Annotated in this window: 21 protein-coding genes and 2 pseudogenes; 11 read left to right on the top strand and 12 right to left on the bottom strand. The window is 66.2% G+C overall.

All coding sequences use genetic code 11. The features are described from left to right. Positions 1-9 precede the first annotated feature (9 nt). Complete coding sequence (locus AC1DWT_RS36815) at positions 10-906, top strand: LLM class flavin-dependent oxidoreductase (RefSeq protein ID WP_206012895.1); 897 nt, start codon at positions 10-12, stop codon at positions 904-906. 35 nt (positions 907-941) lie between these two features. On the opposite strand, the gene AC1DWT_RS36810 is transcribed toward AC1DWT_RS36815, so the two are convergent. Continuing rightward, complete coding sequence (locus AC1DWT_RS36810) at positions 942-2117, bottom strand: serine/threonine-protein kinase (protein WP_206012894.1); 1176 nt, start codon at positions 2115-2117, stop codon at positions 942-944. A gap of 61 nt (positions 2118-2178) precedes the next feature. On the opposite strand from AC1DWT_RS36810, the gene AC1DWT_RS36805 reads away from it, so the two are divergent. Beyond that, positions 2179-3576, top strand: coding sequence for a plasmid pRiA4b ORF-3 family protein (locus AC1DWT_RS36805; RefSeq protein ID WP_206012893.1), 1398 nt, complete (start codon positions 2179-2181; stop codon positions 3574-3576). A gap of 23 nt (positions 3577-3599) precedes the next feature. Here AC1DWT_RS36805 and AC1DWT_RS36800 read toward each other — a convergent pair whose 3' ends face one another. From AC1DWT_RS36800 to AC1DWT_RS36785, 4 genes are all read right to left on the bottom strand, one after another. Beyond that, positions 3600-4076 carry a hypothetical protein gene (locus AC1DWT_RS36800; RefSeq protein WP_095865833.1) on the bottom strand — a complete coding sequence of 159 codons (477 nt, stop codon included), beginning with the start codon at positions 4074-4076 and terminating at the stop codon, positions 3600-3602. A 78-nt stretch (positions 4077-4154) separates the two neighbouring features. Then, entirely contained in the window at positions 4155-4796 is a 642-nt protein-coding gene (locus tag AC1DWT_RS36795; RefSeq protein WP_095865832.1) for a hypothetical protein, read from the bottom strand. Positions 4797-4869: 73 nt separating this feature from the next. Beyond that, on the bottom strand, positions 4870-5268 hold the full coding sequence (locus tag AC1DWT_RS36790; protein ID WP_241031296.1) for a hypothetical protein: 399 nt from the start codon (positions 5266-5268) through the stop codon (positions 4870-4872). Positions 5269-5502: 234 nt separating this feature from the next. Next, positions 5503-6120: a DUF4352 domain-containing protein gene (locus tag AC1DWT_RS36785; protein WP_095865831.1), complete on the bottom strand. Its 618-nt coding sequence runs from the start codon at positions 6118-6120 to the stop codon at positions 5503-5505. A gap of 205 nt (positions 6121-6325) precedes the next feature. Between AC1DWT_RS36785 and AC1DWT_RS36780 the strand changes: the two genes are divergently transcribed. The 5 genes from AC1DWT_RS36780 to AC1DWT_RS36760 all read left to right on the top strand — a co-directional run bounded on the left by AC1DWT_RS36780 (position 6326) and on the right by AC1DWT_RS36760 (position 10214). Further along, the gene (locus AC1DWT_RS36780) at positions 6326-7546 is read left to right on the top strand and encodes a sensor histidine kinase (protein ID WP_241031295.1); all 1221 of its coding nucleotides are present in this window, start codon (positions 6326-6328) and stop codon (positions 7544-7546) included. A 60-nt stretch (positions 7547-7606) separates the two neighbouring features. After that, on the top strand, positions 7607-8263 hold the full coding sequence (locus AC1DWT_RS36775) for a response regulator (RefSeq protein ID WP_206012891.1): 657 nt from the start codon (positions 7607-7609) through the stop codon (positions 8261-8263). 159 nt (positions 8264-8422) lie between these two features. Then, positions 8423-8875, top strand: a complete 453-nt coding sequence (locus AC1DWT_RS36770) for a hypothetical protein (RefSeq protein ID WP_206015947.1) — start codon at positions 8423-8425, stop codon at positions 8873-8875. A 37-nt stretch (positions 8876-8912) separates the two neighbouring features. Further along, positions 8913-9101, top strand: a complete 189-nt coding sequence (locus AC1DWT_RS36765) for a hypothetical protein (RefSeq protein WP_206012890.1) — start codon at positions 8913-8915, stop codon at positions 9099-9101. Positions 9102-9170: 69 nt separating this feature from the next. Further along, the gene (locus AC1DWT_RS36760; RefSeq protein ID WP_477924413.1) at positions 9171-10214 is read left to right on the top strand and encodes a DNA polymerase IV; all 1044 of its coding nucleotides are present in this window, start codon (positions 9171-9173) and stop codon (positions 10212-10214) included. A 39-nt stretch (positions 10215-10253) separates the two neighbouring features. On the opposite strand, the gene AC1DWT_RS36755 is transcribed toward AC1DWT_RS36760, so the two are convergent. Next, positions 10254-11252, bottom strand: a complete 999-nt coding sequence (locus AC1DWT_RS36755) for an MBL fold metallo-hydrolase (protein ID WP_072944288.1) — start codon at positions 11250-11252, stop codon at positions 10254-10256. Between the two features lie 230 nt (positions 11253-11482). Here AC1DWT_RS36755 and AC1DWT_RS36750 point away from each other — a divergent pair, with 230 nt between their 5' ends. Then, positions 11483-12364, top strand: coding sequence for a glycine-rich protein (locus AC1DWT_RS36750; protein WP_241031293.1), 882 nt, complete (start codon positions 11483-11485; stop codon positions 12362-12364). A gap of 101 nt (positions 12365-12465) precedes the next feature. Here the strand turns inward: AC1DWT_RS36750 and AC1DWT_RS36745 are convergent, their stop codons facing one another. Further along, complete coding sequence (locus tag AC1DWT_RS36745; protein ID WP_072944195.1) at positions 12466-12978, bottom strand: CarD family transcriptional regulator; 513 nt, start codon at positions 12976-12978, stop codon at positions 12466-12468. Positions 12979-13089: 111 nt separating this feature from the next. Between AC1DWT_RS36745 and AC1DWT_RS36740 the strand changes: the two genes are divergently transcribed. Then, the gene (locus tag AC1DWT_RS36740; RefSeq protein ID WP_206012888.1) at positions 13090-13725 is read left to right on the top strand and encodes a TetR family transcriptional regulator; all 636 of its coding nucleotides are present in this window, start codon (positions 13090-13092) and stop codon (positions 13723-13725) included. A 25-nt stretch (positions 13726-13750) separates the two neighbouring features. Here AC1DWT_RS36740 and AC1DWT_RS36735 read toward each other — a convergent pair whose 3' ends face one another. From AC1DWT_RS36735 to AC1DWT_RS36720, 4 genes are all read right to left on the bottom strand, one after another. After that, positions 13751-14161, bottom strand: coding sequence for a YjbQ family protein (locus AC1DWT_RS36735; RefSeq protein WP_206012887.1), 411 nt, complete (start codon positions 14159-14161; stop codon positions 13751-13753). A gap of 69 nt (positions 14162-14230) precedes the next feature. Continuing rightward, complete coding sequence (locus tag AC1DWT_RS36730) at positions 14231-14527, bottom strand: hypothetical protein (protein WP_206012886.1); 297 nt, start codon at positions 14525-14527, stop codon at positions 14231-14233. 699 nt (positions 14528-15226) lie between these two features. Continuing rightward, entirely contained in the window at positions 15227-15916 is a 690-nt protein-coding gene (locus AC1DWT_RS36725) for a TerD family protein (RefSeq protein ID WP_095865825.1), read from the bottom strand. A 112-nt stretch (positions 15917-16028) separates the two neighbouring features. Then, on the bottom strand, positions 16029-16448 hold the full coding sequence (locus tag AC1DWT_RS36720) for a CoA-binding protein (protein ID WP_095865824.1): 420 nt from the start codon (positions 16446-16448) through the stop codon (positions 16029-16031). 78 nt (positions 16449-16526) lie between these two features. On the opposite strand from AC1DWT_RS36720, the pseudogene AC1DWT_RS36715 reads away from it, so the two are divergent. Beyond that, positions 16527-18143: pseudogene (locus tag AC1DWT_RS36715) on the top strand (NERD domain-containing protein); the annotation flags it as partial. Between the two features lie 5 nt (positions 18144-18148). Here the strand turns inward: AC1DWT_RS36715 and AC1DWT_RS36710 are convergent. Beyond that, positions 18149-18295, bottom strand: a pseudogene (locus tag AC1DWT_RS36710) (pyridoxamine 5'-phosphate oxidase); the annotation flags it as partial. 12 nt (positions 18296-18307) lie between these two features. Between AC1DWT_RS36710 and AC1DWT_RS36705 the strand changes: the two are divergent. Beyond that, positions 18308-18451, top strand: coding sequence for a hypothetical protein (locus AC1DWT_RS36705; RefSeq protein WP_206012885.1), 144 nt, complete (start codon positions 18308-18310; stop codon positions 18449-18451). Positions 18452-18651: the final 200 nt, after the last annotated feature.

The raw sequence follows: 18651 nt of genomic DNA, 5'->3' as shown, positions 1-18651 counted from the left end.
GACGCCACCATGACCGACTACGGCAGGACCCCGCAGTTCGGGGTGTTCGTCACCCCGACGGTGGAGTTGCTGGCCAACACGTTCGAACTCGCCGCGCTCGCCGACGAGACCGGACTCGACCTGATCGGCGTCCAGGATCACCCGTACCAGGCGAAATTCCTCGACTGCTGGTCGCTGATGGGCATGCTGCTGGCGCGGACCGAACGGGTGCGGGTGTTTCCCGATGTCGCGTGCCTGCCGCTCCGCCCGCCGGCGACGATGGCGAAGGCCGCGGCCAGCCTCGACGTGATGTCGGGAGGCCGGTTCGAGGTGGCGTTGGGTGCGGGTGCGTTCTGGGAAGCGATCGGCGCGATGGGCGGTGACGTGCGCACGCCCGGGCAGGCCGCGACGGCGGTGGAGGAAGCGGTCGAGGTGATCCGCCTGATGTGGTCCGGTGAGCGTGCCGTGTACTCCGGCGGTGAGCACTACCGCCTCGAGGGCGTGCACCCCGGACCGGTCCCGGCGCACAGTATCGGGATCTGGCTGGGCGTCGGTGGCCCCCGAATGCTGCGGGCGCTGGGACGCTCGGCCGACGGGTGGGTGCCGTCGAGTTCCTATTTCCCGCCGGAGATTCTGCCGGGCATGCACGCGAAGATCGACGCGGGTGCTGCGGACGCCGGCCGCGATCCGGCTTCGATCGTCCGCGTCTACAACGTGTTCGGCCGGGTGAGCGACAGTCGGTCGGACACGCTGTTCCACGGCACCCCTGAGCAATGGGTGAGCCAACTGACGGACCTCGTGGTGGAGACGGGAATGGACACATTCGTCTTCGGCACCGACGGCGACGACCTCGACCAGGTCAGGAAGTTCGCGACCGACGTCGCGCCCGCGGTCCGGGCCGCGGTGGACGCGCGTCGCGGCTCCTGATGGGCGCATGCCCCACCGCGGCAATCCCGATCAGGTCAGTTGCCGTCCTTGTCTTTGTCCTTGTCCTTGGTCTTGCCGTTCCCGTTGTTGCCGTTGCTGTTTCCCGGACCGGTCTTCGGGGCGTCGACCGGCGGCGCCGGTGCGACGGGTTCGACGTCGACGGTGCCGCTCGGCGGAGACACGGGCGCCGGGGGCGGGGCGACGGCGGTGGTGCTCGGGCCGGGACCGACGGTGCCGTTCTGATTCTGCGACGCGATGGCCAGTGCCGCCACGGCGGCGGCCACCAGCAGAGCGGCGACGGCGGCGATGATCACGCCGGTCCTCCCGGGTCGCCGATGCTGGGGTGCCGGCCGGTGAACGGATGTGGTGGGCGTGAATGCCCTCGTCGGCGGCGGGTGTGCGACGGGCGTTCCGAGAACGGCGGCCCGCATCGACTGGGCGTCGGCGTGCCGCTGCCGCGGATCGCGGGACATCGCCCGTTCGATCGTGTGCACGAGGTTCGGGTCGGCGTCCGGACGCACCTCGTGGAGGGGTCGGGCCGCCCCGTCGGTGATGGCCCGGGCGAGCGACAGGATGTTGTCGCCGGCGAACGGCCGGTGCCCGGCGAGGGCCTCGTAGCCGACGACGCCGACCGCGTACAGGTCGTCGTCGGTCGTGGCGGGTGTGCCCAGGATGCGATCCGGACTGAGATAGGCCACGGTGCCCAGCACCTGTCCCGTCGCCGTGTGGTCGGACGCCGCGCTCTTCGCGATGCCGAAGTCGGCGACCTTCACCGTGCCCGACGCGGTGAACAGCACGTTCCCCGGTTTGATGTCGCGGTGCAGGATCCCGGCACCGTGAGCGGCGCCGACGGCGGCGAGCACGTCGGCAAGGATCGATCGCACCCGCGCGTCGGGTAGGGGTCCGGTGGCGATCTCGTCGGCGAGGGTTCGCCCGGGCAGGCTTTCCATCACGATGTAGGCCACTCCCGCGTCCTCGCCGCAGTCGTGCACCGCGACCACGTTCGGGTGGTTCAACGTCGCGGCCAGCCGGGCCTCGGCCTCGAACCGCCGGCGGGTGTCGGGGACGGACGCGAGTTCGGGGCGCAGCACCTTGATCGCGACCGGGCGCTCGAGGCGCAGGTCCCACCCGTCGTGGACGTCGGCCATCCCGCCTCGGCCCAGCACTCCCCGCAGTTGGTACCGACCTGCGAGAAGTGCGGACACAGACATGCCTTCACGCTATCGTCACCACTTGTGCCGGACACTTCTGCCTCCCGCCTACCATGACGCCATGACCGCTTCGGGTAAACGCCGACACCTGTCCGTCGTTCCTGACGTGCCGGTGATCGTCCGGCCGTCCGAACGGCGGGGCCGACGCCGCGTCGCGGGCTACCACCTGCGTATCGAACTCGACGAGGTGTCGCCGCCGATCTGGCGCCAATTCGTGGTGCCGTCGAACCTGCGGCTGCACGAGTTGCATCCGATCGTGCAGACGATCATGGGCTGGCAGGACAGCCACCTGCATTCGTGGGTCGGCGGTGAGCCGCCCGCGTCGGAGCGCTACGACATGCGCGAGAGCATCGAGGAGGGTTTCGCCGACGAGGACGACGAGTTGTGCGAGGACGCGGTGCGGCTCGATCAGGTGCTCGCCGAACCGGGGGAGCAGCTGTCCTATCTGTACGACTTCGGCGACGGCTGGGAGCACACGATCGTGCTCGAACGGATCGACACCGACGCCTCGGAGCCGACCGTCACCTGCCTCGCCGGCGCCCGCGCGTGCCCGCCCGAGGATTGCGGCGGACCGGGCGGATACGACGACCTGCTGAAGGTCCTCGCGACGCCGTCGCACCCCGGTCATCACGACGCCGGGGCGTGGGTCGGGCCGGGCTTCGCACCCGAATCGTTCGGCGTCGACACCGTGAACCGTGGCCTGCGGATCGAAGCGGTCATCCGTGACCACGGGCCGGTGACGGATTCGAAGTTCGCGGCACTGCTGCGACGGATCCCCCATCAAGCTGCCCCGCAAGTCTTTTCGCTTCTCGAGCGCGCCCACCTCACCGACCGGCTGGGCGACATCCACGAAACGATCGAAGCGGCGACATTCCACCTGCGGTGGTTCCTGAACCGCATCGGTCCCGACGGCATCACACTGACCCAGGCGGGCTACCTGCCACCGGCCGTGGTGGCGGAGATGCGGCGGGAACTGCCGGGCTTCGACGACTGGCCCGCCACCAGCAACCGCGAGTCGGATCAGCGGCCGGTCCACCTGCTCCGCGAATACGCCAAGACCCTGGGACTGGTGCGCAAATACAAGGGCAAACTGATTCGCACCAATCTCGGCTCCGCGACGGCAAGCGATGCACGTCGGCTGTGGGCACACCTTCTCGACCGGCTGCCACTGGCGGACGAGCCCATCGAGCGGGAGGCCGGATACCTCGTGCTCCTCACCCTCGCCGCCGGCACCACGTCGGACGAACGCCGGGACGTCATCGCCGAAGGCCTCGCCGCCCTCGGCTGGCAGACGAGCGACGGGACCATCGTCGGCCGGGAAGAACTCTTCTGGATCGCCCGCCCCACGATTTCGTTCCTCGAACTCACCGGCGCCATGGTCGAGGGCTGGGTCCAGCGCGACCAGCCGATGGACCCCGTCTGGGGTCGCCTCTTCGCGCAGATGGTGCTGTCGATGTAGGTGGACTGTTCGTTTTGTCCGGGCTAACTGCCCGACGATCCTGCCATCAACAGCACACCGAGAATGGACGGCATCGCAGCGGACCCCACAGCCGCCGAACCGATACCCGCGCCGAGTCCGAGGGTCGTCATGTTGCGGTAGTCGACGGCTTCGATGGGCGGAAGCCCGGGAATCGGGTTGGGAACAGGGTCCGCTCGACGCCAGCCTCCGCACCGGTGGGTGGTGAATTTCGCGTCGCCCGGCTTGATCTCGATGGTTTGTGAACCCTCGCCGAAGGAATTTTCGAGAATCGAACTGTCGGATGCGGTGCGCGACCAGTAACAGCTGCTGCCACCCGACGACGACCACAAGCCGGGTTGTAGGTCTTGCGGGCCGTAACCGACTCGGTACGTGCCGTCGCCGCTCAGGTAAGTGCCCGCGTTGGCCACGCCAGCGCCGGACACCGCTATTGCTACCGCCGACGACGCGCACAGCATCGCCCCCACGAACTTGTGCTTCACTAAATCTCCCTTGTGATGTGTCGACCGGTCTTGTGCGCGGTCATGATGGAGTGGGCTGAGTTCTGGGCCGCTGCGTGGTTAGCCAGTCTTCGTCCACGTCCCGCAGTCTTGGCTCTTGAACGCGGCGTCCGACGACGAGATCGTGACGACGGACGGACCGCTGGGTACGTCGTTGGCAATCAGGTCGTCGAATTCACCTGACGTGCCGGACAAGCGTTCCCAGTAGCAGTACGGACCGCCGGTGGTGCGGTAGGTGCCCGGATTGATGTCGACGCCCACTCGGTGGAGTCCACTGCCGAACGTCGATCGGGCAGCGTCGGCTTCGCGGGGGACGAGTCGTTGCTCCCGGCTGTCCAGTTGTTGCTTCCGCTCGTCGAGTTGAGCGTTCACGGTGACCGCATGCTGGTTTGCTGCCACCTGCGTTTCCTGTGCCTTCTTCATGGCCGCTTCCGCGTCGCCTGCCGCCTTCTCGGCGTCGGCAGCCTTCCCCGCGACTTCAGCGCTTTGCGCAGCCAGGGCCTCGCGCTCACCGGCGAGCGCGGCGTCGATCTTGGCCTGGTTCTCTGCCTCGCTGGGGGTGGTCGAGAGGCCGATTCCCACACCGGCCGCAAGGGCGACGACGACACCGAAGATCCATGGCCAGCGCCGAAGTCGCTTGGTCTGGGGCGCATCTCCGGGAACCGGCTCAGCGACGGGGTCGAGGTAGAGGGGTTCGGTCACAGTGATCTGCCTCTGATAGTTCGGGAGCGCCCCCACCGCGGGTGCTTGTGGGGGCGATCTGCTGGGGCTGTGGTCAGGAACCGAAGATCGACGGTGCCGGTGCCGGTGCCGGTGCGGCGGGCGCCGGCCGGGCCTGGGGTTGGGCGGCGGGAGCGGGCGTCCATGTTCCGCAGTCCGTGGAGGAGAAGACCATGTCGGTCGGCTTGATGGTGACGATCACCTTCGGTGAGTGGGTGTAGTCCATGGCGATGATGTCTTCGTACTCACCGCTGGTGCCCGACAGGCGCTCCCAGTAGCACCCCATGATGTCGTCGACGGTGCCGCTGCCGACGTACGTGCCCGGGGCGATGTCGACCCCCACGATGTAATCACCGGCGCCGAACGAGGTAGCGGGTGCCGCATTCGCGATCCCGGATCCGAGGCCGGCGATTGCGAGAGTGATTGCAGCGGTGAGTGAAACCTTGCGGAACATGTAGATGATCAGCCTTTGCTCAGGATTTGCGAACCTGCGGTCGGTTCGTTGAAACGGAAAGTATCAGGCCCGTCCGACAAGTGCGCCCGGCAGGGGTCTTGAGCACAGTTTCCGGTTCCCGTTGTCATTTGAATGGCATATTGACTTGTCGGAGAATGGAATATGGGGACGGAGCACGAACAGCGGTATCGGCACGCTTCGTGCCCCGCCCCCAGACGTTTGCCCATGCGGGATCTACAGAGTGTTGATCCAGGCTAGGCGGTCGGTGGACAGCGAGAAGGTGTCCTCGAAGAGCACGACATAGGTTCCGGGGCCGGAGCCCTGGCGGGCGTCGAAGCAGACGCTGCCGGTGGCCTGACCGCCGGGCGCAATCTTCCCTGAGTTCAGCAGTTCGCGGTCAGGCGCGAACGTCGCGTCGCGAATGGCGCCGCCGGCATCCTGAAGGCTCCAATCCACATATCCGTTGAAGTCGTTCTGCTTGTCGCCGACGTTCTTGATGGTCACGGTGCTGCACAAGTACTCGCCGATCATGCTGCTCACCGGTTCGAGCGCGGCGACGGTGTAGGCGAGCCCGTCGCGAGTGATCGTGTCGCCGCCGGCCGCGGAGGTGTCTTCCTCGAGCTTGCCGGGGAAGGCGGGCCCGCTGTCGGCGGGAGCCTCCCCGTCGCCGGAACCTGCTGTGACGGTGGTGCCCTCGTCGCTCCCCGTGCTCGACGCGATGGCGATCGAGCATGCACCGAAGAGCAGGATCGGAACGCCGACCACAATCCACGGCCAGAGGCGACGCTTCTTCTTCGGCGGCTGCGGGGCAGGGTAGGGCTGGTTCTGATAGGGCTGACCGGGGTTCGTCATCTCGGATCCTCCTGTGAGTGGGTCATGCGGGTGAGGTTGCGGGCCGCAGGCCGTGGCTGCGATCGCGCTCAATGGAGAGTTCACCCGACGGGGCGCCCATCGCGGATCGTCCGAAGAGCCGGATCGATTCCTACTTTCGGTCGGAAGTCAGTTCGGGCCCCTACTTTCGGCCGATCGCGAACGTGTCGGTCCGATGCGTAGCCTCATGGCCGTGACTGCAACATCCGCTGAAATCATCCGTCGCCGCGTCTGGACCACCGGCGCGGTGACGCTCAGCGTGTTCTGTTCGCTGATGACGGTCGGTCTGTCCGGCGATTCCGCGACCGTCGCGGTGTGGAACATAGCGATCGGACTGGTGCTGAATCTGGGTGCCGCGGTCGCGTTGGTATGGCGGCACGAACGGCCGTGGCTGGTTCTGGGCGTGGCCCTGGTGGGTCCGCTGTTCTTCTCGACCGACGCCACTGCCGCCTTGATCGCGCTCTACGCACTCGCCCGGACGGAGCGGGGGCAGCAGCTGGTCGCGGCAGCGACAGCGGTGTTCCTGGCATGCGGCGTCTCGCTCACCTACGATGCGTTCCGCACCCGCGACAATTCGGTTCTGACGATGGGTTCGACACGACCGGAGGTCGGTGGGCCGAAGCCGGACTGGGATATCGCACTGTGGATTCCCTGGCTCGTTGCGGCGACGCTGGTGGCGATCGTGGTTTCGATCGCGGTGCTGAAGCACACCCGCACAGAACTGGCTCAGGCCGAGCGCAGTCGCGACCGCGCGACGGAGCAGACGCATGCGATGCGAGACGAGATGATCCGCACCGAGGAACGCACTCGCATCGCGAGGGATATGCACGACACTCTCGCCGCGAGCCTGAGCCGAATCTCCCTGTTCGCCGGGGCCTTGCAGGTCGGCGGTGCGGGCAATCCGGAGAAGATCGCGAACACCGCGTCGATGATACGCAGCACCGCGCACGAGGCGCTCGACGAACTCAAGAACATCGTCGGTGTGTTGCGGGGGTCCGGCGGGGCGAGTCGAGCGAGCGGTCACCAGGGCATCGACGGTGTCGCCGACCTGGTCCAGTCCGCCCGCGCGGCCGGTCTGCACGCCACCTATTTCGCAGACCTGCGGCCCGGCGACGTCGGCACCGTGTCCGGACACGTCACCTACCGGGTCGTGCAGGAATCGCTCACCAACGCCCAGAAGTACGCGAGCGATCAAACGATTCGCATCTCGATCAGCGGCGCCAGCGAGAACGGTATCCGAATCGACATCCGTAACAGCCTCAGTTTCCAGCCCCCGACAGTCCCGGGTGGTTCGCGCGCCGGTCTTCGCGGACTCGCCGAGCAGGCCCGTGACATCGGCGGAAAGCTCGAGGCAGGCAGGCTCGGTGGGGAGTTCGTCGTCGACTGCTGGCTCCCGTGGTTCGCCTGAGCCACATCGCCCAGACCGCGAGGCGGTGCTGTCGGTCCGGGGTAATACCCTGTGGTCACCATGACCGGAACCAACGCCATCACCGTTCTGATCGCTGACGACGATCCCTTCGTCCGGCGAGGTGTCTCCGACATCTTCGCTGCCACCACGGATATCGCCGTCGTCACAGATGTCGACGACGGGGACCGGGTGCCGGCCGCGGTCCATGCGTATCGACCGCACGTGGTGCTGATGGACCTGAAGATGCGCCGGGTCGGTGGACTCGATGCCACCCGTCACCTGATGACCCTGCAACACCCACCCCGGGTGATTGCGATGACGGCGATGGACGTCGACGACCTCGTGCTTCAGGCGGTTTCGGCCGGAGCCCACAGCTTCCTCAGCAAGGACGAACCGCCGGAGACGTTCCACCAGTCCGTTCGCGCCGTCGCGGCCGGCAACACACTGTTCAGTGAGGAGTCGCTGCGGCGGATCGTCGCGGCGAACCGGCCGCCCACCGCAGATCCCGATCGGGCGGTCCTTGCCGCGCTCAGTGCCAGGGAACGCGACGTCCTGCGGTCCCTCGCATCCGGCGCGTCGAATGCCGACATCGCTGGTCAGCTCTTCCTCAGCGAAACGACCGTCAAGACCCACATTTCGGCAGTCTTCGCCAAGCTGGGCACGCGTAACCGAGTCGAAGCGGCGCTGACCGCATTCCGGGCAGGTCTCGTCACCTGAGGGTCCTGAGACGCGAGGACCCTCACTCCGTCCGAGGACGAAGTGAGGGTGCGAGCGATTTCGCGCCGCATGTGTCGGGACCTTCTGCTTTGATACGACGCAAGGGGAGGCTTTCGACGATCCCCTGTCGTGGTTGGTCGCGAGCAAGGGAAGGTGATGATGGTCGATTCCACCGAGTTGCCCGAGGTTTCGTGGGCGGGGATGGTCGAGTGGTTGACGGGTTCGCTGGTCGATCAACCGGTCGCGCTCATCGTCGAGATCGGCCCGAATAGTTACGTCAGTGAGGACGACGATGGAGAGGTCGTCTGCGCGCAGATTCAGGTACTGGCCGGCGGTGTGTTAATGCTTCGCCGATCACGCGTCGAACTCGGGCACCTCCTGCTCGCCGACTATTCCACCGAGCACCTGCCACTCGACATCTGGCAGTTCGACGGCCATTTCGAGGACTGCACCGACGGCTATCTCTTCAGTCGCGACGCAAACCTGGTCGCGAACACGTGCGTGGCCTGGTTCCGGGACAATTGGGGCACCCGGTCAACCAGTGAACTCGGATGCTCCTATCGGTTCCCCGACGAATTGCTACCGCCCGCCGACGGCACCGATGTATTCTGAACTCTTCGCTCCGCGCGGAGTCATCATCGGAGGCGGCATGCCTACCCACCACCCCTCACGCACCTACCGCGGTTGCGCACTCTGCTCTCCGCGCAAGCGTCGCGGCATCGGTGTCGCAGCCCGCGAGACCATCCCGACGCTCCGCAAGCTCGGCAAGTCACGCAGGCTCAACCGCCGCGACCTCGGTGATCACGCCGACGACCTGTGGGAACGCAACGAACGGTGACCGCGCCCCCGTCCGGGATCTCCGTAGATTCCGGGGTTCCCGGACGGATGGGTCGGGCACACTGGTCCCATGAGTACTCCGCCGCGTCACCGGTGGGTGCTGCATGTCGATCTCGATCAGTTCATCGCCGCGGTCGAGGTGCTGCGGCACCCCGAGCTGCGGGGACGTCCGGTCGTCGTGGGTGGTCGTGGGGATCCGACCGAGCGTGCGGTGGTGTCGACGGCGTCGTACGAGGCGCGGGAGTTCGGTGTGGGTTCCGGGATGCCGATGCGGATAGCGGCACGGAAGATTCCCGACGCCGTATTCCTGCCCGTCGACGCCGAGGCGTACATGGAGGTGTCGGCGGTCGTGATGGACACCCTGCGGAAGCTGGACGTTGTCGTCGAGGTGATGGGCTGGGACGAAGCGTTTCTCGGTGTCGAGACCGATGATCCGGAGGCGTTCGCCCGCACCATCCACGACGCCGTCCTCGAGGCGACGGGGCTGCACTGTTCAGTCGGCATCGGCGACAACAAGTTACGGGCCAAGATCGCGACGGACTTCGGCAAACCGCAGGGCATCTACCGACTCACCGAGGAGAACTGGTTCGCCGTCATGGGGGAGCGCCCCACCGATGCGCTGTGGGGGATCGGTAAGAAGACCTCGAAAAAGCTTGCCGCGCTCGGTATCAATACGGTGCGCGAACTCGCCGATGCCTCGGGTCAGGAGTTGGGTGCGACTCTCGGGCCAACTATGGGTCCGTGGTACGCCAGGATCGGTCGCGGAATCGATCTCTCCCCGGTGTCCGCGGAACCGTGGGTGGCGCGGTCGCACAGCCGGGAGACGACGTTTCAGCAGAACCTCGCCGGCCGGGAGACCGTCACCGAGGAGATCCGTCGCCTCGCCGCCCGGGTCCGGGAGGACATCCTCGCGGAGAACCGCAAGGCGGTGCGAGTGGCGTTGAAGGTGCGCTACGCCCCGTTCGACACCCACACGACGAGCAAACCACTACCCGAGCCGRCGTTCGATCCCGACGTGATCGCCGACGCGGCAGCAGCATTGGTCGACCGCCTCGACCACGAGCGGGAAGTCCGACTCCTCGGGGTGCGATTGGAGATGACCCCACCCACGTGAGTGGCAAAGCGTGCCCGAGGACGCTTTGCCGCTCACGTGTCAGCGGCGGGCGAAGACGGCGGGTTCGCTGTCCGGTACCTGGGCGACGAGGTCGCGGGCGACGAGGTGCCGAAGGTGTGCCGCTGCCTCGGACAGTGCCATGCCCTTGCCCATGGGGGAGATGTCGGCCCACGGCTTGTACCACTTCATGCGCTCGGCGACCTGCCACACCGTGATCTGGTCGTCGCCGAAAGCCTTGTACAGGTGGTCGAGTCGCTCTTCGTGGTGCTCGATGAGTTCGCCGGCGCGGCCCGCGACGTCGTCGATGGGGATGCCGTGCGCGCCGAGACCCCGGGTGATGTTCATCGTCTGGACGCGGCGCAGCGAGTCCATGAACTCGGCGAGGGCGTCGCGTTCCTCGAGCGGGTAGACGAAGTTGCCGACGTGCGGCGTCGTCTTCTGCAGGACGTGGTCGCCGGTGAACATCACGTCGGCGTCTTCCAGATAGAAGCAGATGTGGCCCGGGGTGTGGCCGGGGGTGTAGACGGCGCGCAGGCCGCGACCGGTGAGGGCGATGAGTTCGTCGTCGACGAGGACACGGTCGGGGGCTGAATCTGGACCCGCAGGCGGTTTCCCCGACGCGGACTTCTCGAACGCCTCCAGATCGGCCGGGGCCGCGCCGGCCCGTGTCATGTTGGCCTTCTGGAAGTCCAGCCACTCGGGGCCGTGGCCGGTCGACATGTGCTCGAACATCTCGTGATCGGATTCGTGCATCGCAATCCAGGCCCCGGAGGCCTCCCGAACGCGACCGCACAGACCTGTGTGGTCGGGGTGGAAGTGAGTGAGGACGACGCCTTCGACATCCTTGACCGAGTGCCCGATGGCCTCGAGCCCGGAGGTGAGGCCTGCCCACGCATTGTCGTCGTCCCAGCCGGCGTCGACGAGGATCAGGCCGCCGGGCGATTCCATCGCGTAGACGAGTGTGTGACCAAGGGGATTGTCGGTAATCGGGACCGGAATCTGGAAGATCCCGTCACCGATGGGCGCTGCGTCGCTCATGTGCATACCTCGTTGCCTAGAGGAACAAATTAGTTCTACTTACCTTCATAGTGACCTTTCAGCGCGGATTGCGATACCGCGGGTCCCGATTAGCGGTCCGGCATGCCCGTGACCTGGCGCTTTTGCGCGAAAGCCGACCCGGAGACCGGAATACCCACTGGAAGCCGGATGCTGTGGAATGCTCCACTCGGACCAGCTTTCACATGCTCGCGTTGCGACAGGAGACTGCTTTGACCACAAACCTCGTTCGATCACGGCGCCGGTGGTACACGACCGGAATGTGTGGACTCGCCGTAGTCGGCGCCTCGGGGCTGCTCGCCCCCAGCCTGGCGGTTGCCGCGCCGGCCGCGCTGCCTGCCGGCTGCGTGCAAGGCACCGGAACCCAGGTGACCTGCACATTCACTTCAACCGGCAGTGCGCAGTCGTTCACGGTCCCCGACGGCATTACCAGCTTGGCGGTGACGGCAACGGGCGGACGTGGTGGAAACGGTGGTCAGATCCTCGGCGGTGCCGCGGCTGTCGCGACCGGGCGGTTGACGGTCGCCGCAGGTGACGCGCTGTACATCCAGGTCGGCGGGAACGGCGGTGACGGCACCGGGCTGGCCGGATACAACGGCGGCGGAGCCGGTGGCACCGGTGCCGGTGGGGGAGGCGGGGCGTCCGACGTTCGCACCGGCTCGGGTGAGCTGGCGGATCGCCAGATCGTCGCGGCAGGCGGCGGCGGCGCGGGCGACACCTATATCGGTGGCGCAGGGAACCTGACCCCGACCGGCCCCGACGGCCAAGCGGGCGGCGGCGGGGGAGGCGGCGGCGGTGCGACCGGCGTCGCTGGTGGCGTCGGAGGCAACGGTGGCAGTGACCCGCACGGTTCGCCGGGTGAAGCCGGAATCGGAGGCGCCGCGGCAGGTGCGAGTGGCGGCGGTGGCGGCGGCTGGTTCGGCGGTGGCGGCGGCGCCGACAACTACGGCGGTGGCGGAGGCGGCGGTGGCTCGTCCTACGCGCCGGGCGGAACACTCGCGACCGCAGCGGCGGACGCAGCACCGACTGTCATCATCACCTATGGGCAGGGCTCGGGAACCGGATCACTCGGAAACCTTTTCGGCAGCAGCTGATCTCGACTCCTGTGCTGGAGACGTGAGAGATCGCAAGCCGACTCGACGACATCGGCGGCAGCCCGGAACTCTCGTCCGGGCTGCCGCCGATTTTCGTGTCGTCAGACTGCAGCGACCGCCGCGGGAGAGTCGGCGGATTCGTAGATAGCTTCGATGCGGCGCCGAGTCTCGTCCGGGTCGGACTTCATCGCGAGGACGAGTTCGGAAATGACGAGCTGCATCGCGTGCTCGAGCTGCCGCTTCTCGCCGGCCGAGAGGGGCTTTTCCTGTGAACGGGTCATCAGATCGCGGATGACTTCGCTCACCGTGAAGATTCCACCCACGGTCAGCTTTTCCTGATTGGCCTTGAACCGACGAGACCAGTTCGACGGGTCGTCCACCGTCGGCCCGCGCAGGATGTCGAAGACTCGACCAACTTCATCGTTGTTGATCGCGTTCCGAACGCCGATGGCCTCGGCTTTCGCGACCGGGATCTCGATGGACAGCCCGTTTTGAGCGACTTCGAATTGCACGTAATCAGTGGGTAGATCGTTGAACATCCGGGTCGTGAGCTTTGTGACTGTCACGGACCCATGGTGCGGGTACAGGAAAATATCACCGATATTGAGATTCATTGATTACCTACCCTTCGCATACATTATGACACACGCTGCCATGTTGACAACGGATGTCCGGATGTGAACGATCGACGCGTGGGGTTCTCCTACCGATAACGAAGGCCGTTGATGACCAGAATCGAAGTGTTCCCCGTGCCGTCTGACCTGCCCGTCGGCCCGCTGGGGTTGCGGGAGCGGCGACGTGAGCAGACGAACGTGGAGATCAGTGAGACTTCGCTCACACTGTTCGAGCGCAAGGGCGTCGAGGCCACAACCGTCGGGGAGATCGCGCAAGCAGCGGGCGTGTCTCAGCGCACATTCTTTCGATACTTCGCCACGAAGGAAGAGGCCGCGCTCCGGGACCACTGGGCCTTCGAGGTGGTCGTGGCATCACGGCTCGACCAACTCGACTCGACCCTCTCACCGAGGCTCGCGTTGGAGACGTCCTTCGCGGACGCATTGGTGACGTACGCGGACAGTTCGTCGACGCCCTGCCGGCGATTGCTGCGGGTGAACAGGCTCATCAAGAAAGAGCCTGCGCTGCGTGCTGTGCTGGCGCGCGAGAGTGTGCGGCGGACGGCGGCCCTGGTCGATGCGGTGTCGAAGAGATTCGACTGCTCCGACCTACAGATTCGCCTGGCGGTCGACGTGTCGGTCGCCGTGCTCCGGGCGGCGTTGGAGACGTGGGTGGATCGGTCTTCCACCGACGAGACGGCGAGCCTTCCTGAGATCTATTCCTCGGCAAGAGGACTCGCGCGCGCGTGATCGGACGCGTCCCGCCGGTGCTGGCTCAGGCGGCGAGGAAGCTGAATCGGACGTGCCGCACCGGGTTGTCGACATTGGTGTCGACGAGGCAGACGGACTGCCAGGTGCCCGTCGCGAGCGCGCCGTCGAAGACAGGAAGGGACGCGTATGGCGGCAGGAATGCCGGCAGCACGTGGTCGCGACCGTGTCCATGGCTGCCGTGACGATGGATCCACCGGTCGTCGCGCGGAAGCAGGTCGTCGATCGCGCGCAGCAGGTCGTCGTCGCTCCCCGCGCCGGTCTCGATGACCACGAGTCCCGCCGTGGCGTGCGGCACCCAGACATGCAGCAGCCCATCGCCGGCGCCGGCCGACGCGAGGAACTTCTCGATCTCACGGGTCAGGTCGTACACCACCGGCTCGGCGCCGGTGCGCACCTCGATCTCGGTACTGAACATAGTCACGACGGTAGCGCGATCGCGCGTGACAATCGATCGATGCGTATGCGGCCTGGTGTGTGTCGGTGGCTACCCGAAGACCGCACCGACAATGTGACCTATCCCTGCCACGATCGGAATCGCCAGCAACGCACAGAGCGGTGTCAGCAACCCGATGAGTACTCCACACGCGATGCGCCGATGGATCTGTCCCACAATGAAGAACGCAACCATTGTGACAATGCCGAGCATGAGAGCGACCCATGCCCAGGCCGGGGTGCCCGAATCAGTCGACGGATTCACGATTCCGATGACAACGAGCACGACGGTAATTGCCATGGAAAGGTAGGTGGCGGCACCGAACCAGGTGTCAGCTTTCTCGGTCACGGCGCCACCGCATACTTCGCATCGATATTGATCGCGAAGTGGATTGCCGCGAACTCCAATCCCACTAACGCAGCAGTGACAATTCCCAACGCGAACCCGCCCGATTAGCCTCGCTCGCTGTGCAATTCGTGGGTTGCACGTTCGTTGCACTCGCCAGCCCATCGAGGAGGCGCGGGCGTCGCAGCCGGGTACGAAACGACCTTCGAGGTTATCGATCACTCGAGCGACCTCGTGCACAGGCGATGCGAGCACTCACAGATCCGCTCGATCGACAGTCAGGACTCCCCCCACCCCACGCTATTTGGATCCCTCGATCCGAATACGCACTGCCACGAGAAGTGTATTTGAAACTCCTCGCCGCGTCGGCAGTGGCATGCCAAGCCCAGGACGCGGCGATGCGTGACGGTGTGTGAGGGCGCGCGTGGCTGCGGTCTCAGGATGGAAATCGTGCGTGGCGGAACGGGTTATGCTGAGTTCGCACTGTTGGTTCCTTTCGGTGTGGGGCCCGGTCCCAGCGTTCCCTTTGGCGGAGGGGGGACCGGGCATTCCGAAAATTGAGCCCACTACCCCAGGGCCACTCGGGAGCTGTGCGGGATTCCATCGGACGCCTGGCGGTCACGTGCTTGGCCGTGCCATGACGTTTGGCTCATCCATTCGTGTGGGTCGACGCGTCGAGGCATTCGCTATCGCAGGACGCTGCTACTTGCGGCCGGCGGCCCACTTCATGCCCCAGCTGTAGGTCTTGTCGAGATCGGCCTGGCTGCCTTCGACGTACTTCACTTCACGGGTCACGGTGATGCCCTGCCCGGTGTTCTGCAAGATCGCGATGGCGCAGATGCGAGCGGAGCTGTTCGCCGAGTCCAGGCGCACCTCCACCTCGGGGCCGCTGGTGGGGTAGAGGGTGACGACGCCGTCGACGGCTGCCCAGTTGGGTGCGCCGTCGTAGATCATCGCGAAGATGAGGATGCGCTTGAACATTTCCGGCCGGTCGAGGTTGATATGCATGTTTTCGCCGCCGGTCACTGTGCCGGTGCGGTCGTCGGCGTCGAGCTGGATGAACGGCGCAGCCTGCAGCGATCCGAAGCTGTTGCCGAGTGCCTGGACAACACCCTTCGATCCGTCGGCCAATTCGTAGAGACAGCCGAGGTCCAGATCGATGCCGTTGCTGCCGCCCGCGGCGGCCGCAAGTTTCGCGAAGAAGCCGGCCTTCTTGGGCTGCGGCGCCGCCCCCGTCGACCAGTTGAGGTTGACCCGCATCGCGCCCTGCCGCTCACCGGACTTCGTGAGGCTGACCGACGGCGCGGCCTTCGACAGCGTGACCTTGCTCAGATTGACTCCGCCCTGCGGTGCGGCAGGAGTGGAGGGGCGTCGGGTGTAGTCGATGGCCACAGGTGGGAACCTTCCGATTGGCTGAGCGGATCGCGTCAGAACGTTGTCCGATTTGCACGATTTCGGTCCAGGGTAGCCGTAGTCGCGTGGTCGGACTTCAGCCCGGCCACGGTCACGCTGATTCCCGCGCACTCCACTCGATCGCCGGGCAGGTGTCCATCACCATCGCGACGCCCTTTGCGGTCGTCCGCTGGAACGCGGCCTCGTCGATGACGCCCAGTTGGAACCAAACGCCTTTCGCGCCCACCGCGACGGCCTGGTCCGCGAACTCGCCGGCGGCCTCGGACTGACGGAAGACGTCGACGACGTCAATCGGAAACGGAACGTCCGCGAGTGTGGCGTATCCCTGCTCGCCGAGCACGGTCGGTGCGGTGGGATGGATGGGGACGATTCGTTTTCCTCGGCGCTGCAGCAACTCCGCAATGCGGAACGCCGTTCGGTCGGGATTGCCGGAGAGCCCGACGATCGCCCACGTTTCCCAGTCGTCGAGCATCGACGAGACGGCACTGGGGTCCTGCCACGAAGTGTCCACACCGCAAAACTACTACTCACCGCGGACTTCAGCCGGGATCGCAGAGCTGAACTGAACCGTCCGTGCGAAAGTATCCGCATGGTGATCCGTATCCCCGAGAATCCGCGCCTGGTGAATGGTTCCGAGGAATCGGTGTGGAATGCGCTGTTGGGTCAGCTCGGTGATGGTGACCTCGTGGTGGCAAACCAGCGGGTCACCGACCGACTCAAGGACCACGAGATCGATTTCGTGGTGGCGCTCGAGGGGTACGGGATCGTCTGCCTGGAGGTGAAGGGCGGGCAGATCTGGCACGACGGCAGCGATTGGTACCAAGAGCAGCGAAAAGGGCCGACGGTGATTCACCCGGTTCGGCAAGCACGGGACGCGCTGTATGCCCTGCGGAGCTACGTGGAAGCCGACCCGCGCTGGAGTCACGGGCGGCTGCGATGGGACCACGTGGTGGTCTTCCCCAACACAGAACTCACCGACGACTTCGCACTGCCGGAATGYCCACGGTGGAAGGTGATCGATCGCAGCGACCTGGACGACGTGGTGTCGCGACTGCAGAAGGTGCTGTCCGGCCAGCAGCTGGATCGGCCGGCGCTGCCCGAGGACGGGGTCGATCAGCTCACAACGGTCCTCTCCGGACGCGGACTGCCGCAACGCGACGTGGTTGCGCGAGCGATCGCGCACGAAGACGCGGCCGATGCGCTCACCGCCCAGCAGTCGGCGATACTCGACGCGATCCGGCTGTTGCACCGGGTCGAGGTGCGGGGTGGCGCCGGAAGCGGCAAGACGTTCCTCGCGGTCGAGAAGGCGCGGCGGTTGGCGAAGCAGGGGCAGCGCGTCGCACTCATCTGCTACTCGCACGGGTTGGCGTCGTATCTCGAGCGATTGACCGCCACCTGGTCCCGCAAGGAGCGTCCCGCGTACGTGGGTGAGTTCCACGCGCTGGGGCAACTGTGGGGAGCGCCCGAGGGCCCGGACGAGAGCATCCGCAACACCGACACCGTGCAGTTCTGGGAACACGACCTGCCGCGGCACATGGCGGAGTTGGCGTCGGCACTGCCGTTGCGCGACCGGTTCGACGCGGTGGTCGTGGACGAGGCACAAGACTTCGCCGACGACTGGTGGGGTCCGCTGCTGGCGGCGCTGCGTGACGACGAAGCCGGGGGCATCTACGTATTCAGCGACGAGGGGCAGCGGGTATTCGACAGGCAGGGCGTTCCGCCGATTCAACTGGTCCCGCTGGTGCTCGATCACAATCTGCGAAACACCCGTCAGATTGCGGACTCGTTCACACCGCTGGTGGGACAGCGGATGCGCCTGCTCGGCGGGGAGGGCCCCGACGTACTTTTCGTGCCCTGCGCGGCGGAGGACGCGCTGACGATTGCCGACGACCAGATCGATTCCTTGATGGACGAGGGGTGGCGTCCCGAGGATCTGGCCTTGCTTGCCACGGGCAGCCGTCACCCGGAGCAGGTGAGCCGGCAGACGGAGGGCAACGCGGCGTATTGGGACAGCTTCTGGGATACCGAGCAGGTGTTCTACGGGCACGTCCTGGGATTCAAGGGACTCGAACGGCGTGCCGTCGTGCTGGCGCTCAACGAGAAGGTGGTGCAGGAGCGTTCGCGTGAGCGGTTGTACGTCGGTCTGTCGCGGGCGCGGGATCAGCTAGTGGTGTGCGGGGATCCGGACTTCATCAGGGAGGTAGGGTTCACGTCGGGGAAGCCGCCGAGCGCCTGGGCCATGGCGAGGAGGGCGTCGGCGTGGTCGGCGTTGAGGCCTTCGATCGCCGGGCCGGCATGCGGGGTAACGGGGTCGGCGGTGGCGGCGGCGTTGGACTCATCGGTCGCGGAGTCCATTCGTGCAGACCGTAGGTGACGAACGACGCCTACGGGTCGCCGTCCCTGGCCAGGCTCGCGAGGGTGCCCACATTGGTGGTGGCGGCGGGGCGTCACCGGGAATCGGCGTCGGTCATCGAGTCCGTCAACACGGTCGTCAATGAGGGCGGGTTTCAGTAGGCTACCCACCTGATCCAGGTGCCACTAATCCGAAAATGAGGTGACCTTGCTCGTGGTGCCGGCACGCGGGTTGTCCCGGCGGAGCGCAGCGGAGCCGGGAAGGTCGTGGTGGTGTTGTTGTGCGGGTCAGGCGGCCGGGGTGAGGGTGACGGTGTAGCCGAGGGCTTCGAGTTGACGGATGTGGTTGCGTTTCTTGGTGT

The organism is Rhodococcus sp. P4_B6 (genome assembly GCF_056402215.1).
The sequence above is the reverse complement of the archived record's forward strand: the minus strand, read 5'-3'. Positions and strand labels throughout refer to the sequence as shown.

Coding starts and splice junctions, on each gene's coding strand:
- AC1DWT_RS36745 (WP_072944195.1), bottom strand. CDS start 12,978: ATGAATCTCAATATCGGTGATATTTTCCTGTACCCGCACCATGGGTCC.
- AC1DWT_RS36790 (WP_241031296.1), bottom strand. CDS start 5,268: ATGTTCCGCAAGGTTTCACTCACCGCTGCAATCACTCTCGCAATCGCC.
- AC1DWT_RS36805 (WP_206012893.1), top strand. CDS start 2,179: ATGACCGCTTCGGGTAAACGCCGACACCTGTCCGTCGTTCCTGACGTG.
- AC1DWT_RS36765 (WP_206012890.1), top strand. CDS start 8,913: ATGCCTACCCACCACCCCTCACGCACCTACCGCGGTTGCGCACTCTGC.
- AC1DWT_RS36770 (WP_206015947.1), top strand. CDS start 8,423: ATGGTCGATTCCACCGAGTTGCCCGAGGTTTCGTGGGCGGGGATGGTC.
- AC1DWT_RS36735 (WP_206012887.1), bottom strand. CDS start 14,161: ATGTTCAGTACCGAGATCGAGGTGCGCACCGGCGCCGAGCCGGTGGTG.
- AC1DWT_RS36810 (WP_206012894.1), bottom strand. CDS start 2,117: ATGTCTGTGTCCGCACTTCTCGCAGGTCGGTACCAACTGCGGGGAGTG.
- AC1DWT_RS36815 (WP_206012895.1), top strand. CDS start 10: ATGACCGACTACGGCAGGACCCCGCAGTTCGGGGTGTTCGTCACCCCG.
- AC1DWT_RS36740 (WP_206012888.1), top strand. CDS start 13,090: ATGACCAGAATCGAAGTGTTCCCCGTGCCGTCTGACCTGCCCGTCGGC.
- AC1DWT_RS36780 (WP_241031295.1), top strand. CDS start 6,326: ATGGCCGTGACTGCAACATCCGCTGAAATCATCCGTCGCCGCGTCTGG.
- AC1DWT_RS36785 (WP_095865831.1), bottom strand. CDS start 6,120: ATGACGAACCCCGGTCAGCCCTATCAGAACCAGCCCTACCCTGCCCCG.
- AC1DWT_RS36755 (WP_072944288.1), bottom strand. CDS start 11,252: ATGAGCGACGCAGCGCCCATCGGTGACGGGATCTTCCAGATTCCGGTC.
- AC1DWT_RS36775 (WP_206012891.1), top strand. CDS start 7,607: ATGACCGGAACCAACGCCATCACCGTTCTGATCGCTGACGACGATCCC.